The 13906-nt window shown below is 66.7% G+C and carries 10 protein-coding genes and 2 pseudogenes; 5 read left to right on the top strand and 7 right to left on the bottom strand.

Annotation, left to right across the window (positions count from 1 at the left end; all coding sequences use genetic code 11):
- Positions 1 to 10 precede the first annotated feature (10 nt).
- Entirely contained in the window at positions 11 to 3400 is a 3390-nt protein-coding gene (locus tag TY51_RS05225; RefSeq protein ID WP_042246795.1) for an indolepyruvate ferredoxin oxidoreductase family protein, read from the bottom strand.
- Positions 3401 to 3561: 161 nt separating this feature from the next.
- Between TY51_RS05225 and TY51_RS05220 the strand changes: the two genes are divergently transcribed.
- From TY51_RS05220 to TY51_RS05200, 5 genes and pseudogenes are all read left to right on the top strand, one after another.
- The gene (locus TY51_RS05220; RefSeq protein WP_042246793.1) at positions 3562 to 4467 is read left to right on the top strand and encodes a LysR family transcriptional regulator; all 906 of its coding nucleotides are present in this window, start codon (positions 3562 to 3564) and stop codon (positions 4465 to 4467) included.
- 303 nt (positions 4468 to 4770) lie between these two features.
- Positions 4771 to 6950: pseudogene (gene purL / locus TY51_RS05215) on the top strand (phosphoribosylformylglycinamidine synthase subunit PurL).
- The gene (locus TY51_RS05210) at positions 6947 to 8089 is read left to right on the top strand and encodes a bifunctional 2-C-methyl-D-erythritol 4-phosphate cytidylyltransferase/2-C-methyl-D-erythritol 2,4-cyclodiphosphate synthase (RefSeq protein ID WP_042246791.1); all 1143 of its coding nucleotides are present in this window, start codon (positions 6947 to 6949) and stop codon (positions 8087 to 8089) included. The pseudogene purL and the gene TY51_RS05210 overlap by 4 nt, the downstream one beginning before the upstream one ends.
- Complete coding sequence (locus TY51_RS05205; protein WP_042246789.1) at positions 8086 to 8583, top strand: phosphatidylglycerophosphatase A; 498 nt, start codon at positions 8086 to 8088, stop codon at positions 8581 to 8583. Before TY51_RS05210 ends, TY51_RS05205 begins: the two co-directional genes overlap by 4 nt.
- Positions 8580 to 9049 (top strand): annotated as a pseudogene (locus TY51_RS05200) (CinA family protein). Before TY51_RS05205 ends, TY51_RS05200 begins: the two are co-directional and overlap by 4 nt.
- On the opposite strand, the gene TY51_RS05195 reads toward TY51_RS05200, so the two are convergent.
- From TY51_RS05195 to TY51_RS05170, 6 genes are all read right to left on the bottom strand, one after another.
- Positions 9046 to 10086: a low specificity L-threonine aldolase gene (locus TY51_RS05195; protein ID WP_042246787.1), complete on the bottom strand. Its 1041-nt coding sequence runs from the start codon at positions 10084 to 10086 to the stop codon at positions 9046 to 9048. The pseudogene TY51_RS05200 and the gene TY51_RS05195 overlap by 4 nt on opposite strands.
- The gene (locus TY51_RS05190; protein WP_042246785.1) at positions 10083 to 10523 is read right to left on the bottom strand and encodes a YcgN family cysteine cluster protein; all 441 of its coding nucleotides are present in this window, start codon (positions 10521 to 10523) and stop codon (positions 10083 to 10085) included. Before TY51_RS05190 ends, TY51_RS05195 begins: the two co-directional genes overlap by 4 nt.
- A complete protein-coding gene (locus tag TY51_RS05185) occupies positions 10523 to 11452 on the bottom strand; it encodes a bifunctional riboflavin kinase/FAD synthetase (protein WP_042246782.1) in 930 nt (309 codons plus the stop codon). The genes TY51_RS05190 and TY51_RS05185 overlap by 1 nt, the downstream gene beginning before the upstream one ends.
- A 29-nt stretch (positions 11453 to 11481) precedes the next feature.
- Positions 11482 to 11925 carry a MaoC family dehydratase gene (locus tag TY51_RS05180; RefSeq protein WP_042246828.1) on the bottom strand — a complete coding sequence of 148 codons (444 nt, stop codon included), beginning with the start codon at positions 11923 to 11925 and terminating at the stop codon, positions 11482 to 11484.
- A 141-nt stretch (positions 11926 to 12066) separates the two neighbouring features.
- Positions 12067 to 12936 carry a TIGR01459 family HAD-type hydrolase gene (locus tag TY51_RS05175; RefSeq protein WP_042246778.1) on the bottom strand — a complete coding sequence of 290 codons (870 nt, stop codon included), beginning with the start codon at positions 12934 to 12936 and terminating at the stop codon, positions 12067 to 12069.
- Entirely contained in the window at positions 12936 to 13853 is a 918-nt protein-coding gene (locus TY51_RS05170; RefSeq protein WP_042246775.1) for a manganese-dependent inorganic pyrophosphatase, read from the bottom strand. Before TY51_RS05170 ends, TY51_RS05175 begins: the two co-directional genes overlap by 1 nt.
- Positions 13854 to 13906: the final 53 nt, after the last annotated feature.

The following is a 13906-nucleotide window of genomic DNA, read 5'->3' as shown; positions in this document are numbered from 1 at the left end:
ATGACCTGGATCATTCCGCCGCTTCACGGATGGGTGGGTGCCCGGCCTGCAGTTGCGCCAGCAACTCGGCCCGGCGGGTTGCGGCAAGGTCGGCGGCCTTGTCCTTGACCGGGCCAAAGCCGCGAACGCCCAAAGGCAGCTCCGCCAGTTCGATCGCGACAGGCATCATCGTATCCGTGACCGTGGCAAAGACGCGGGTCATGTCGGCCTCGTATTCGCGGATCATCGCCCGTTCGCGACGCCGCTCGGCGCTGTATCCGAACGGGTCCAGCGGCGTGCCGCGCAGCCCCTTCATCCTAGCCAGAACACGGAACGCGCGCAGCATCCACGGACCGAACTCACGCTTCTTCGGGCGGCCGTTCGCATCCTTGCCGGTCAGCATCGGCGGCGCCAGATGCAGCGACAGGGTCACGTCCCCCTCCCACCGGGCGGCGACCTGCTCGGCAGTGGTCAGATGCAGGCGCGCGACCTCGTATTCGTCCTTGTACGCCAACAGCTTGTAGTAACTTCTTGCGACGCTGTCGCGCAGCGGCGCGGGGGCCGCATCGACCAGCTTGCGATACCGCGCGGCCAGACGCTTGTTCTGATAGCCGACCAGACGTTCCGCGCGATAGGCGACCGGATCGACCGGCAGATGGCTGATCTCGGCCGGCTTGCGGGTCTGTTCGGGAAAGGCCACGGCCCAACGACCGATCTGGAACGCGCGCTGGTTGGCGTCGACCTGCGCGCCGTTCAGGCGGATCGCCTCCATGATCGCGTCCAGCGACAGCGGGATCAGGCCCTGCTGCCAGCAGGCGCCCAGCACCAGCATGTTCGAATAGATGGAATCCCCCAGCAGCCGCAGCGCCAGATCGTTCGCGTCCAGAAACGCCACCCGGTCGCCCAACCGCGCCTGCAGCGACAGCCGCAACCGGTCCGACGGCACCTGGAAATCGCGAAAGCGGGTGAAATCGCCGGTGATGATCTCGTGGTCGTTCACGACCGCGCCGGTGCGGCCATGGGTCATCAGGCCGACGGTCTTGGCGCCCGCCGTCACGACCAGATCGCCGCCGATGACGCAATCGGCCTCGCCCACGGCGACGCGGATCGCGCTGATGTCCTGCGGACGATCGGCCAGGCGCAGGTGGATGTGCACCGCACCGCCCTTTTGCGCCAAGCCCGCCATCTCCATCATGCCGGCGCCCTTGCCGTCCATATGCGCGGCCTGCGCCAGCACCGCGCCGATGGTCACCACGCCTGTGCCGCCGACGCCGGTGATGACGATGTTATGCGTGCCGCTGATCGCCGGCAGCGCTGGCAGCGGCAGGTCGGGCAGATCGAACGCCTCGGCCTTGGGCTTGCGCAGCTTGCCGCCCTTGACGGACACGAAGCTGGGGCAGAACCCGTTGACGCAGCTGAAATCCTTGTTGCAGCTGGACTGGTCGATCTGCCGCTTGCGGCCCAGTTCCGTGTCCAGCGGCACGATCGAGACGCAGTTCGACTGGACCGAACAATCGCCGCAGCCTTCGCAGACGTCCGAATTGATGAAGATCCGGCGGTCGGGATCGGGAAACTGGCCCTTCTTGCGCCGCCGGCGCTTTTCGGCGGCGCAGGTCTGGACGTACAGGATCGCGCTGACGCCCGGCACCTTTTCCAGATCGCGCTGGACGGTCATCATTTCGGCGCGTTCCTCGAACCGCAGGCCCTTGGGGAACTGCGCCTGATCGACGTCCTCCTTTTCGTCATGGACCACGACCACCGTGCCGACGCCCATCGCCACCAGTTCGCGGGCGATCTGCGGGGCGGTCAAACCGCCCTCGTTCGGCTGACCGCCGGTCATGGCGACGGCGTCGTTGTACAGGATCTTGTAGGTGATGTTGGTGTCCGCCGCCAAGGCCGCACGGATCGCCAACGACCCTGAATGATTATAGGTTCCGTCGCCAAGGTTCTGGAAGACGTGACTTCTGGTGCTGAACGGCGCTTCGCCGATCCAATTCGCACCCTCTCCGCCCATATGGGTGAAGCCCTCGGTCTCGCGGCCCATCCACTGGACCATGTAGTGGCAGCCGATCCCCGCATAGGCGCGGCTGCCCTCGGGCAGCTTGGTCGAGCTGTTGTGCGGACAACCTGAACAGAACCAGGGGATTCGGGTCGCAATCTCGGGGGCGTTGTCGTTGCGGCGCACCTCGTTCAGGCGCTCCAGCCCGGCGCGCAGACGCTCTGTCCCGCGGCCCTCCTCGATCAGGATCCCGCCGATCTTCTGGGCAATCATCACCGGGTCCAGCGCATAGCGGGTCGGGAACAGCTCCTCTCCGGTGCGGTCGTGCTTCCAGCCGTGGACGCGACGCCCGTGCCGGTTGTCAAAGATCGCCTCCTTCAGCTGAACCTCGATCAGCTTGCGCTTTTCCTCGACGCAGATGATCAGCTCCAGGTTCTCGGACCACTCCTGGATCGACTTCATGTCCATCGGCCAGGTCTGTCCGACCTTGTAGGTGGTCAGGCCCAACCGCTCGGCCTCGGCCTCGTCGATGCCCAGCAGGGACAGGGCATGCACCAGATCCAGCCAGTTCTTGCCCGCGGCGACAAAGCCGATCCGCGCGCCGGGCTTGCCCCAGACCTTGCGGTCGATGCGGTTCGCACGGCTGAACGCCTCGGCCGCCCACCGCTTGTGGTCGATCATCCTGGCTTCCTGCGCGACCGGCGTATCGCCAAGCCGGATGTTCAGCCCGCCATCGGGCAGCACCCGATCCGGCATGGCGAACACCATCCGGTGCGGATCGCCGTCGACGACCGATGTCGCCTCGACCGTGTCCTTCATCGTCTTCAGGCCCGTCCAGACGCCCGCGTAACGCGACAGCGCGAACCCATACAGGCCGTAATCCAGGATCTCCTGCACGCCCGCGGGCGACAGCACCGGGATATAGGCGTCGATCATCGCCCAGTCCGACTGGTGCAGCACGGTCGAGCTTTCGCCCGTGTGATCGTCGCCCATCGCCATCACGACGCCGCCATAGCGCGACGATCCGGCCATGTTGCCATGCCGCATGACGTCGCCTGACCGATCCACGCCCGGCCCCTTGCCGTACCACAGCGCATAGACGCCGTCATGGCGCCCCTCTCCGCGCAGTTCGGCCTGCTGGCTGCCCCAGATCGCCGTCGCGGCCAGATCCTCGTTCAGACCCGGCTGGAACAGCACCTGGGCCGCGGCAAGGCGCTTGGCCTCGCGCGTCATCTGCAGATCGACACTCCCCAAAGGCGAACCGCGGTATCCGGTGACAAGCCCCGCCGTATCAAGTCCCGCGGCTTTGTCGCGTGCCGATTGCATCAGCATCAGCCGGACAAGTGCCTGCGTACCGTTCAACAACACGTGACGTTTCGACAGATCGAACCGATCGGCTAGCGAAAATTCCTGCTTGCTCATCACCCTCTCCTCCCATGACCAAAGGCCTCCGCGGCCATTATAGGTCAGAAATGCTGACCAACGAAGCGAAAATTCTTTCCTTGACGTGACCTTGCCGGAATCGCAGGGGAAGGTTAGGTCTGCAAAAATCGCATGGCTGTCATGACAGGATTGTAACAGGGATGGACTGGGACAAGCTTAGAATATTTCACGCTGTTGCCGACGCCGGCAGCCTGACGCATGCGGGCGACGTGCTGCACCTGTCGCAATCGGCGGTCAGCCGCCAGATCCGCGCGCTGGAGGAATCGCTTGGCACGACGTTGTTCCACCGGCACGCGCGGGGGTTGATTCTGACCGAACAGGGCGAGCTGCTGTTCGAGGCGACATCCTCCATGTCGCGCAAGCTGGACAGCGCCTCGGCCCGCATCCGCGACAGCGAAGAAAATGTCTTTGGCGAACTGAAGGTGACGGCCACCGTGGGCTTCGGTACCCTGTGGCTGGCGCCACGCCTGGTCAAGCTGTACGAAAAATACCCCGACCTGCGCATCGATCTGCTGCTGGAGGAGCGTGTCCTGGACCTGCCCATGCGCGAGGCCGACGTGGCCATCCGCATGAAGGAGCCCAGCCAGTCCGACCTGATCCGCCGCCGGCTGCTGAACATCCGGATGCGGCTTTATGCCAGCCCCGACTATATCGCGGCCCATGGTGCGCCCGAAGCGCTGGCGGACCTGTCGAACCACCGCCTGATCTGCCAGAAGCCCGACCAGCCGCAGGTCGCCGCAGGCGCGCGTCTGGTACAGGAGCTGATGTCCCAGAACGTCGGATCGACGCTGACGGTGAACAACTATTTCGGCGTGCTGCAGGCGGTTCTGGCCAATCTGGGCATCGGCGTGCTGCCCGACTATCTGACCGCAGACCACCCGAACCTGATCCGCGTGTTCCCGGACACCGAGTCGGGAGAGGTGCCGGTTTTCCTGGCCTACCCGGAGGAGATGCGCCAGACGCGCCGCGTCGCGGTGTTCCGCGATTTCGTCCTGGAGGAAATTCAGGCCTATCGCCGCCACCAAAGCGAGGCCGGGCTGATCTGATCTGCCCACCGCGCAGGCATATCCGGCTTGATGCACGCCATGCGTGCAGCCATTACGCCAGCGCATGGCGGCTATGCTGCGGTCGCAGCCCCATTTGTCTTGAAGAGTTCACAAACTGCACATAGATCGGGCTCAGAAGGCGATGATCAGCGTAATCGCTCATCACCTTCTACCTCCCTGTTGGACTTAGGCCGGGCCTTGTGCCCGGCTTTTTTTTGTCCCGCGGCCGGGTTCTGCGGCCTTTCCATGGACGCCGCCAGCGCCTAGAAGACGCCTGATTTCATGCGCAGGAAGGGTCGTGTCATGCAGGAACCACAGCTTACCCCGGAACTGATCGCGGCCCACGGGCTCAAGCCGGACGAGTACGCCAGCATCCTGCAGATCATCGGCCGAGAGCCGACCTTCACCGAACTGGGCATCTTCAGCGCCATGTGGAACGAACACTGTTCCTACAAGTCGTCCAAGAAATGGCTGCGTACCCTGCCCGTCGACGGCCCCCAGGTCATCTGCGGCCCTGGAGAGAACGCGGGCGTGGTCGATATCGGCGACGGCCAAGCCGTCGTCTTCAAGATGGAGAGCCACAACCACCCCAGCTATATCGAACCGCATCAGGGCGCCGCGACCGGCGTCGGCGGCATCCTGCGCGACGTGTTCACCATGGGCGCGCGCCCCATCGCCGCGATGGACGCGCTGTCCTTTGGCCGCACCGACCACCCCAAGACGCCGCATCTGGTCAAGGGCGTGGTCGAGGGGATCGGCGCCTATGGCAATGCCTTCGGCGTGCCGAACGTGGGCGGAGAGGTCCGCTTCCATCCCAGCTATGACGGCAACTGCCTGGTCAATGCCTTTGCGGCGGGCTTGGCCGATGCCGACAAGATCTTTTATTCGGCGGCGTCCGGCGTGGGCATGCCGGTCGTCTATCTGGGCGCCAAGACCGGCCGCGACGGCGTGGGCGGTGCGACCATGGCCAGCGCGGAATTCGACGACACGATCGAGGACAAACGTCCCACCGTCCAGGTCGGCGACCCCTTCACCGAGAAATGCCTACTGGAGGCGTGTCTTGAGCTGATGGCGTCGGGGTCGGTGATCTCGATCCAGGACATGGGGGCCGCGGGCCTGACCTGTTCGGCGGTCGAGATGGGCGACAAGGGCGGCCTGGGCATCAAGCTGATCCTGGACAACGTGCCGCAACGCGAAACCAACATGACCGCGTACGAGATGATGCTGTCGGAATCCCAGGAGCGGATGCTGATGGTGCTGAAGCCCGAGAAGGAAGCCGAGGCACGGGCGATCTTCGTCAAGTGGGATCTGGATTTCGCCATCGTCGGAGAGACCATCGCCGAGGACCGCTTTCTGATCGTGCACCGCGACGTGATCATGGCCGACCTGCCGCTGTCCAAGCTGTCCTCCAGCGCGCCGGAATACGACCGCCCGTGGGTGGAAACCCCGCCCGCGGCCCCGGCACCCGCCCTGCCCCCGATCGCGCCCATCGCGGGCCTGCGCGCCCTGATCGGCAGCCCGAACCATGCCCACCGGGCCTGGGTCTGGGAACAGTACGACACGCAGGTCGGCGCCGACACGATCCGCCGTCCCGGAATGGCGCGGGCGTCGTGCGCGTGCACGGCACCCGCAAGGCGCTGGCCTTCACCAGCGACGTCACCCCGCGTTACGTCAAGGCGAACCCGTTCGAGGGCGGCAAGCAGGCCGTGGCCGAGGCCTATCGCAACCTGACCGCCGTGGGCGCCCTGCCCCTGGCTACGACCGACAACCTGAACTTCGGCAACCCGGAAAAGCCGGAGATCATGGGTCAGCTGGTCGGCGCCATCAAGGGCATCGGCGAGGCCTGCCGCGCGCTGGACTTTCCCATCGTGTCGGGCAACGTGTCGCTGTACAACGAGACCGACGGCAAGGGCATCCTGCCCACCCCGACCATCGGCGGCGTGGGTCTGATCGCGGATCTGGACGACCTGATCGCGGGCCTGCCCGCGGACGGTGACCTGGCGCTGGTCATCGGCGCCACGCGCGGTCACCTGGAACAGTCGGCCCTGGCGTGGGAGGCGTTCCGCATCGAATCCGGCGACGCGCCGCATGTCGACCTGGACGCAGAACGCGCGCATGGCGAATTCCTGCGCGCCAATCGTGGCCATCTGGCCTCCGCCACCGACCTGTCCGATGGCGGCCTGGCCCTCGCGGCATTCGAGATGGCCGAGGCCGCGGGTCTGGGCGTCACGCTGGACAGCGCCGACATCGCCCAACTGTTCGGAGAGGATCAGGCCCGCTATCTGGTCGCCTGCCGGCCCGATGCGGCGCGCGCGCTGACCGATGCGGCAGAGGCCGCGGGCGTGCCTATCGTCACCGTCGGCCGCTTTGGCGGCGACACCGTGACCCTGGGCGGCGACAGCGCACCGCTGGCGGACCTGTCGGATCTGTACCGGACGGCCTTCGCGACCGCGATCCAGGGCGATATGCCCGACCACGCATGATCCGCGCGCCTGCGGGCTTTGCCGCGCTGATCACGGCGGCGGGGCGCGGCACGCGGGCCGGGGACGGCCTGCCCAAGCAATGGCGCGACCTTGCCGGGCGCCCGGTCCTGGACCGCACGCTCGCGGCCTTTGCGGGCTTCGACCGGATCGTGCTGGTCGTCCATCCCGATGACATGGGTCAGGCCATCGCCCGCTATGCCGGCGGCATCACCATCGTCGCCGGGGCCGAGACGCGCGCCGCCAGCGTCCGCGCGGGCCTGATGGCGCTGCAGGGACAGGCCAGCCACGTGCTGATCCACGACGGTGCCCGCCCATTGGTCGCGCCCGCGGTCATCGCCGATGTCATCCACGCGCTGCAGGACGGGGCGGACGCCGCGGCACCTGCCCTGCCCGTGTCGGACGCGCTGTGGCGCGGCAACGGGGGACAGGTGACGGCGATCGCCCCGCGCGGCGGGCTGTTCCGGGCGCAGACGCCGCAGGGGTTCGTGCTGGACAAGATCCTGCGCGCGCATCGCGATCATCCGGGGGATGCCGCCGACGACGTCCAGCTGGCCTTGGCCGCGGGGATGGAGGTTGCCATCACCCAAGGTTCGGAAGACAATCTGAAGATAACCTTTCCCGCCGATTTCGCGCGGGCCGAACGCATTCTGGGGACCGACATGGATATCCGCCTTGGCAATGGCTATGACGTGCACGCCTTTGGGCCGGGGGACCATGTGACCCTGTGTGGCGTGCAGGTGCCGCATGACGCGGGCCTGCTTGGCCATTCCGACGCCGACGTGGGCATGCACGCGCTGACCGACGCCATCTATGGCGCGCTGGCGCAGGGCGACATCGGGCGGCATTTCCCGCCGTCGGACCCGCAATGGCTGGGTGCGGACAGCGCGATCTTTCTGGCCCATGCGGCCAGCATGGCCCGCGACAAGGGGTTCCGCATCGGCAATGCCGACGTGACCCTGATCTGCGAAGCCCCCAAGATCGGCCCCCACGCGCTGGCGATGGCCCACCGCCTGTCCCAGATCATGGGCGTCGAGGAAGCGCGCATCAGCGTCAAGGCCACTACGTCCGAACGCCTGGGCTTCACCGGCCGCCGCGAGGGCATCGCCGCCATCGCGACCGCCACCCTGATCAAGGAATGACCATGGATCGCATGCTGGCCACCTGGTTCGGCGCAGGCCTGCTGCGCCCCGCCCCCGGCACCTGGGGGTCGGCGGTCGCGGTGGCCATGGGGCTGATCCTGCACCGCATCGGTCATTTCCCCCTGCTGGCGCTGGCCACGGGGCTGGTGATCCTGCTGGGGTTCTGGGTGGTGCCGAGGTACACCGCCGGCATGGACGATCCCGACCGCAGCGAGATCGTCATCGACGAGGTCGCGGGCCAGTGGCTGGCCTTGATGGCGCCGTCCTTCGGGTTCTGGCACGCGGGGCTGCCCGCCGACAGCTTTCCCTATCCTGGATGGGTCGCGGCCTTCCTGTTCTTCCGCTTGTTCGACATCTGGAAACCGTGGCTGGTGGGCCGGGCCGACCGCCGCCATGACAGCGCGGGGGTGATGCTGGACGATCTGTGGGCCGGGATCTTTGCAGCGCTGGCCACGATGGCCGCCGCGGCCTTTGCCCATACGGTCCTGATGTGAGCCAAGCCGCGCAGGTCCTGGACGCCGCCCGCGCGCGCCGCGTCCTGATCGCCACCGCCGAAAGCTGCACCGGCGGTCTGATCGCCGGCGCCTGACCGAGGTTCCGGGATCGTCCGACAGCTTTGACCGCGGCTTTGTCACCTATTCGAACGCGGCCAAGATGCAGATGCTGGGCGTCCGGGCGGAGACGCTTGACGCGCATGGTGCGGTCAGCGAACAGGTCGCGGCGGAAATGGCGCAAGGCGCGCTGCGCCATTCCGATGCCGGGATCGCCGTGTCCGTGACGGGCATCGCAGGCCCCGGCGGGTCCGAGCACAAGCCCGAAGGCAGGGTCTGCTTTGGCATCAGCCAGTCCTTTGGCACCTTCACCCAGACCATCGAATTCGGCGCGATCGGCCGTCACCGCGTCCGCGCGGCGACCATCGAACATGCGTTGCAGTTGCTGCTGGACGCGCTGCGGGCCTAGCCGCGCAGGATCGCGGCCATCGCCGCCACATCCGCGTCGGGCGTGTCCCATGCGGTGACCAGACGCAGCGGCACCGGGTCGGCCCCCTGCACCGTCTTGTCGGGCCACAGGTGATACAGAACGCCCGCCGCCTGCGCGCGATCATGCGCGGCCTTGGGGATCGCGGCAAAGACGCCGTTTGACTGGACCGGCTGCAACAGCCGACCGCCGCCATCGACGACCGCCTGACCCAGCACCTGTGCCTTGGCATTCGCGCGCCGCGCGAGGTCCAGCCACAGCCCACCGGTCGCCAGGGCCAGCATTTGCGCCGCCAGATAGCGGTTCTTGGACATCACATGGCCGGACTGCTTGCGACGATAATCGAACCCCCCGGCCCGGGCGGGGTCAAAGAACACCATCGCCTCGGCCCCCATCGCGCCGTTCTTGGTACCGCCCAGGCACAGCGCATCGACGCCTGCCCGCCAGGTCAGATCGGCCGCCGAACAGCCAAGCGTCGCGACCGCGTTGGCGAACCGCGCCCCGTCCATGTGCAGCGGCAACCCTGCCGCATGCGCGACGGAGGCCAGCGCCGCGACCTGATCCGGGTCATAGACGGTGCCCCATTCGGTGGCGTTCGTGATCGACACCAGCGCGCTGCACCCGCCGTTCAGCCCCACGCCGGCGCCGACCTGCAGCGCATGGGCCAAGGTGTCGACGCCAATCCGACCGCCGTCGCCCGGCAGCGTCACCAGCTTTGCGCCGTGCGAAAAGAATTCGGGTGCGGCGCATTCGCTTGTCTCGATATGCGCGTCATCGTGGCAATAGATCCGCCCGAAGGACGGCGACAGCTGCGCGCAGACCAGCGCGTTCGCGGCCGTCCCCGTGGCCACGAACCGGACGACGGCCTCGGGCGCCTCCAGCAGGTCGCGGATCGCGGCCTCGGCCCTTGCGGTGACCGGGTCGGCGCCATAGCCCATGACCGCGCCGGAATTGGCATCGGCCATGGCGGTCAGGACGGCGGGATGCGCGGCGTAGGAGTTGTCCGATGCGAAATTCACGACAGATCCTCGATGATGTGGTCCTCCCAATCGTCCTCCGTGACCGACAGCTCGCTGATGGTCCAGCCGCGGACGCTGACGCCGGCCTGGTGCACCGTCTCGGTCGAACCCGAGATCAGGTGGTGCCAGTCATACAGCGGTCGCCCCTTGTGGCGCAGGCGATAGGCGCAGGTGACGGGCAGCCACCAGGCGACCTCCTTGATCTTGGCCGGCGTCAGCACGACGCAATCGGGGACATAGTCGTGGCGGTTGGGATAGCTGCTGCACCGGCAGGCGTCACCGTCCAGCAGCTTGCAGGCGACGCGGGTGAAGGCCAGCTCGTTCGTGTCCTCGAACTCGATCTTGTTCAGACAGCATTTACCGCAGCCGTCGCACAGGGCCTCCCATTCGTCGGGGGCCAGGCGGGACAAGGGCAGTTCCCAGAAACGCTCGCGCATCAGCGGCCCGCCAGCAGGGCACGGGCATGGGCGCCGTCCTGCTCCATCTGGTCGATCAAAGCCTGCAATCCGTCGAACCTGGCCTCGTCGCGCAGGAAATCGACCAGCGCGACCGACAGATGCTGGCCGTACAGATCGCCCGAAAAGTCGAACAGGTTCACCTCCAGGTTCGGTGTGTTGACCCCGAACATCGGCCGCACCCCAAGGGATGCCACGCCCTTGCACGGGCCGCGATCCGGCCCGGTCAGGATGTCGACCAGCACCGCATAGACGCCAAGGCGCGGCAGGTGCAGCCCGTCCATCGCCATGTTCGCCGTGGGCCAGCCCAATTCGCGGCCGCGCTTTTCGCCGTGGATGACCTCTCCCTCGATCCGGTGCCAATGGCCCAGCATGCGTTCGGCGTCATGGGTCAGCCCCTGTGCCAGCGCCGCCCGGATCGCGGTGGAGCTGTATTCCTCCGGCCCCGCGCCCACCAGCGGCACGATGGTCACGCCGAAACCGTATTGCCGGCCCAGGTCCTGCAGGGTCTGCGCCGTGCCCGCGCGGTTCTTGCCGAAACAGAAATCCGCACCCACGGTGACATGGGCGATGCCCAGACCCTCGGCCAGGACCTCCTGCGCAAAGGCCTGGGGGGTCAGGCCGGCCAGGACCGGGCCGAAAGGCAGTTCGTAAAGATGCTGGACGCCAAGGCGCGACAGCCGGTTGGCCCGCGCTTCAGAGTTCATCAGGCGAAAGGGCGGCGCGTCGGGGGCGAAATATTCGCGGGGATGCGGCTCGAACGTCAGGATGCCCAAAGGCGCGTCGCTGGCCGCGCGGGCGGCGTCGATGACCGCGCGGTGGCCCTTGTGGACGCCGTCGAAATTGCCCATGGCAACCGTTGCGCCGCGTGCCTCGGCCTTCAGCCCGGTCCAGTCGCGATGGATCTGCAATGCGCCCCCAACAGGGCGCCACGCACCCTTCAGTCGAACTTGCGGCTTGGGGCCAGCACGACCGCCTCGCCTTTCAAGACGACCGTATCGCCGACGAGGCAGCGGGTTGCAAGCGTGACCCGCCGTTTCGAATGGTCGATGGCCAGAACCTCGACCTCGGCCCGCACCATGTCGCCGGGGCGGACGGGGGCCATGAATTTCAGCGTCTGGCCCAGATAGACGGTGCCGTGGCCCGGCAGCTGTTCCCCGATCACCGCGGAGATCAGCCCCGCGGTCAGCATCCCGTGGGCGATGCGCCCCTCGAAGATGGTGTCCTGGGCATAGGCATCGTCCAGATGAACCGGGTTTCTGTCCGTCGACACCTCGGCGAACAGTTCGATGTCGCGGTCGGTCACCTGCTTTTGCAGGTGGCGGATCATCCCGATCTCCAGATCCTCGATCACGATGGTGCCGCGCGGAAGGTTGTCCAACATCTTGCTGCTCATTCGGATATGCCATGGCCCTGATATTTGCTGCATAGCAGCATCAAGGCGTCATGGCAACATTATATCCTGAACAGGGCCGTCAGAGACTTATTATTGCGAGGCAGCCCGCACGCGATGGGCCGCGTCAACTCAGCGCAGGCGGCCGATCGCAAAGGTCGGCGCCCGTCCCTGCGAACCCAGCCACTCAGGCAGCAGTCCCGCATCGGGCTGTTCCACATCGGGTCCAAAGGCATCGGCAGCCAGCCCACCAGTCACAAAGATCGAATCGATCCCCTGCGCCTCGGCTCCCGCGATGTCGGTGGCGATGCCGTCGCCCACGGCCAGATAGCGCGCGTCCGGGCCCAACCCCATCAGCGCCCGCGCCCGGTCATAGATCGGGGCATGCGGCTTGCCGTAGTACAGCGCCGTCCCGCCAAGCGACTGATAGAAATCGGCCAATGCGCCCGCGCAATAGATCCGCGTCTCTCCCAGATCGACGACGATGTCAGGGTTCGCGCACAGCATCGGCAGCCCGCGGTCGATCGCGCCCTGGAACCGGTCACGGTAATCCTCGGGCGTCTCGGTCAGCTCGTCGAACGGGCCCGAGGCGATGATCCCCTCGGCCTCGTCCAGTGGCACGCGCCGGATCGGGGCGGCATCGCGGTGGGCATCGGGGATGTCGGTGAAGAACCCGTGGTCCTTCTCGATCCCGATATGCCAGACGTCGCGCCCGACGGCGCCCGCGAACATCGCGTCCTGCGCCGCGTCGCCCGAACTGACCACCAGGTCCCACGCATCGCGCGGCACGCCCATGCGGTCCAGTTGCGCGATCACGTACTGGTTCGGACGCGGCGCGTTGGTCATCAGACAAACCTGCCCGCCCTGCGCGCGGAACGCCTGCAGGGCGGCGACTGCGGCCGGAAAAGGCTGCTTGCCATTGTGCAGGCAGCCCCACAGGTCGCAGAACAACGCGTCATAGCCGGCCGAGATTTCGGCCAGCGAAGCGATGATGCGGGTCATCAGACGGCCAGGACCGGGATGATCTGCTTCTTGCGGCTCATGACGCCGGGCAGCACCACGGTGTCGCCGGTGACGGTCACGCCAAAGCTGCGCTCGGCCACGAACTTGACATAGTCGTTGGGCACCAGCAGCGTCGCCTGTTCGCGCAGGATGTCCACGACGAACAGCATCACCTCGTCTGCGCCATCTTCGGCCGCGACGCCGGGCATGGCGGCGATCAGGGCGTCCTTGCGGTCGAGGATGACCTGCGGCGCGGTCGTCTCCAGCACCGAGATGCGCAGCTGCTTGCCGCCCAGTTCGTATTCCTTGCTGTCCATCTTCAGCAGTGCCGCCTCGCTGAAGGCGCTGACATCGGACTTGGCTGCGAACATCTCGGCGGCGAATTCGCTGATGTTGACGCCCAGGTCGGCGGCCAGCTTTTCGGCCACGGCGCGGTCATGAGGGGTCGTGGTCGGGCTGCGGAATTCCAGCGTGTCCGACAGGATGCAGGTCAGCATCACGCCCTTGATCCCTTCCGGGGCCTCGGCCATCTCGTCGCCGATCAGGTCGTGCATGATCGTGGCGGTGCAGGCCAGCGGGCGGATGGTGATGTTGATGGGCGCGCGGGTCTTGATGCCGCCGGCCAGGAGGTGGTGGTCGATGATCTCGATCACCTCGGCATGCTCCAGGTTGGCGGGCAGCTCGGCGGGGTTGTTGGTGTCGACGATCACGCAGACGTCGTCGGCGGTGACGTCGTCGATGATGCGCGGCTTGGTCATGCTCCAGCGGTCCAGCATCCACAGCGCCTCGGTATTCGGCTCTCCCTGCAGGACGGCCTCGGCCGGGGTCTTGCGGCACTCGTTCAGATACCAGGCCCAGATGATGGGAGAGCCTGTGGAATCCGTGTCGGGGGAAGTGTGGCCGAAGACCTTGATCATGATGCGCCTCGAAGGGTGTTGGGTATGGATGGCCGCCTTATAGGCAGCCAAGG

Source organism: Paracoccus sp. PAMC 22219 (assembly GCF_000787695.1).
Lineage (GTDB): Bacteria > Pseudomonadota > Alphaproteobacteria > Rhodobacterales > Rhodobacteraceae > Paracoccus.
This window is presented reverse-complemented; position numbering and strand designations above follow the sequence as displayed.

Coding starts and splice junctions, on each gene's coding strand:
- TY51_RS05225 (WP_042246795.1), bottom strand. CDS start 3,400: ATGAGCAAGCAGGAATTTTCGCTAGCCGATCGGTTCGATCTGTCGAAA.
- TY51_RS05220 (WP_042246793.1), top strand. CDS start 3,562: ATGGACTGGGACAAGCTTAGAATATTTCACGCTGTTGCCGACGCCGGC.
- TY51_RS05210 (WP_042246791.1), top strand. CDS start 6,947: ATGATCCGCGCGCCTGCGGGCTTTGCCGCGCTGATCACGGCGGCGGGG.
- TY51_RS05205 (WP_042246789.1), top strand. CDS start 8,086: ATGACCATGGATCGCATGCTGGCCACCTGGTTCGGCGCAGGCCTGCTG.
- TY51_RS05190 (WP_042246785.1), bottom strand. CDS start 10,523: ATGCGCGAGCGTTTCTGGGAACTGCCCTTGTCCCGCCTGGCCCCCGAC.
- TY51_RS05180 (WP_042246828.1), bottom strand. CDS start 11,925: ATGTTGGACAACCTTCCGCGCGGCACCATCGTGATCGAGGATCTGGAG.
- TY51_RS05175 (WP_042246778.1), bottom strand. CDS start 12,936: ATGACCCGCATCATCGCTTCGCTGGCCGAAATCTCGGCCGGCTATGAC.
- TY51_RS05170 (WP_042246775.1), bottom strand. CDS start 13,853: ATGATCAAGGTCTTCGGCCACACTTCCCCCGACACGGATTCCACAGGC.